Origin of the sequence: Kitasatospora sp. MAA4 (genome assembly GCF_029893355.1) — a bacterium.
In the GTDB taxonomy this organism is placed as follows: Bacteria; Actinomycetota; Actinomycetes; order Streptomycetales; family Streptomycetaceae; genus Kitasatospora.
Genome location: NZ_JARZAI010000069.1, coordinates 1 through 1,280, shown reverse-complemented (window position 1 = coordinate 1,280; position 1,280 = coordinate 1). Strand labels below are relative to the sequence as shown.

At 69.6% G+C, this 1,280-nt stretch carries 1 protein-coding gene; it reads left to right on the top strand.

Features of this window, described 5'->3' with window-relative positions; translation table 11 throughout:
- Window positions 1–26: 26 nt before the first annotated feature.
- Window positions 27–1,244, top strand: coding sequence for an IS701 family transposase (locus tag P3T37_RS36975; protein WP_280728350.1), 1,218 nt, complete (start codon window positions 27–29; stop codon window positions 1,242–1,244).
- Window positions 1,245–1,280 lie beyond the last annotated feature (36 nt).

The window sequence follows — 1,280 nt, the reverse complement described above, 5'->3', positions numbered from 1 at the left end:
GAGATTCCACCACTGTGATCGACGATCTGCCGACGGATGTGTGGGACCGGGAACTCAACGAACTTCTTCTGCGGATCGGGGCTCGCTTCACCCGGGTCGAGCCCCGCCGCCGGATGCGGGACTACGTGCAAGGCCTGCTGGGGCCTGTGGGCCGCAAGAACAGCTGGCAGCTGGCCGAGTACGCCGGGCACCACGCGCCCCACGGCCTGCAGCACCTGCTGTCGTGGAGCCGCTGGGACGCGGACGAGGTTCGCGACGACCTGCAGGCCTACATCGCCGAGCAACTCGGCGCCCCGGACGGTGTTTTGATCCTTGATGACACCGGCTTCGTGAAAAAGGGCACCGTCTCCGCCGGAGTCCAGCGCCAGTACTCCGGAACCGCCGGCCGCACCGAGAACTGCCAGATCGGCGTCTTCGCCGCCTACGCCACCAGCCGTGGCCACGCCCTGGTCGACCGTGAGCTCTACCTTCCCAAGTCCTGGACAGAGGACCACGAACGCTGCCGGACCGCCCGGATCCCCGACGAGCGCGCCTTCGCCACCAAGCTCGAACTCGCCCGGGCGATGATCGGGCGGGCCCTGACCTCGCCCCTGCCCATCGCCTGGGTCACGGCCGATTCCGCCTACGGCCAGGACTCCCACTTCCGTCGCTTCCTCGAAGACGCGGGGCTCTCCTACGTGGTAGCGGTTCCCAAATCCCAGCAGGTCCACGGCCCTCGCATCGACCACCTCATCACGCAGGCCCCGCCCGAGGCCTGGCAGCGGCTGTCCGCCGGAGCCGGCGCCAAGGGCGACCGCCTCTACGACTGGGCCGCCGCCCGGCTGCCCGCCGTCTGGGAGTTCGACGGCGACGAACCCACCCGCCAGCGGTGGATGCTGGCCCGCCGCAGCATCGCCAGGCCGGACGAGATCGCCTACTACCTCGCCTGCGCGCCGCTGGATGCCACCGTCGCGGACCTGGTTCGCGTCGCCGGCTGCCGCTGGAAGATCGAGGAGTGCTTCCAGAGCGCCAAGAACGAATGCGGCCTGGACCAGTACGAAGTACGCCGCTACGTGGGCTGGTACCGCCACATCACCCTTGCCATGCTCGCGCACGCCTTCCTGGCGGTGATGACCTGCCAGGAGCGCGAAAAGGGGGTACCGGTCGGAACACGCCCGACCTCGTGGACCTCACCCCGGCCGAGATTCGCCGTCTGCTGGCAGTTGGACCCCGCCGCCGTGCTCCGAACCGCGGCCACGCTGTGACGTGGTCTCGGTGGCGCCGCCGCCACCAAGCGCACG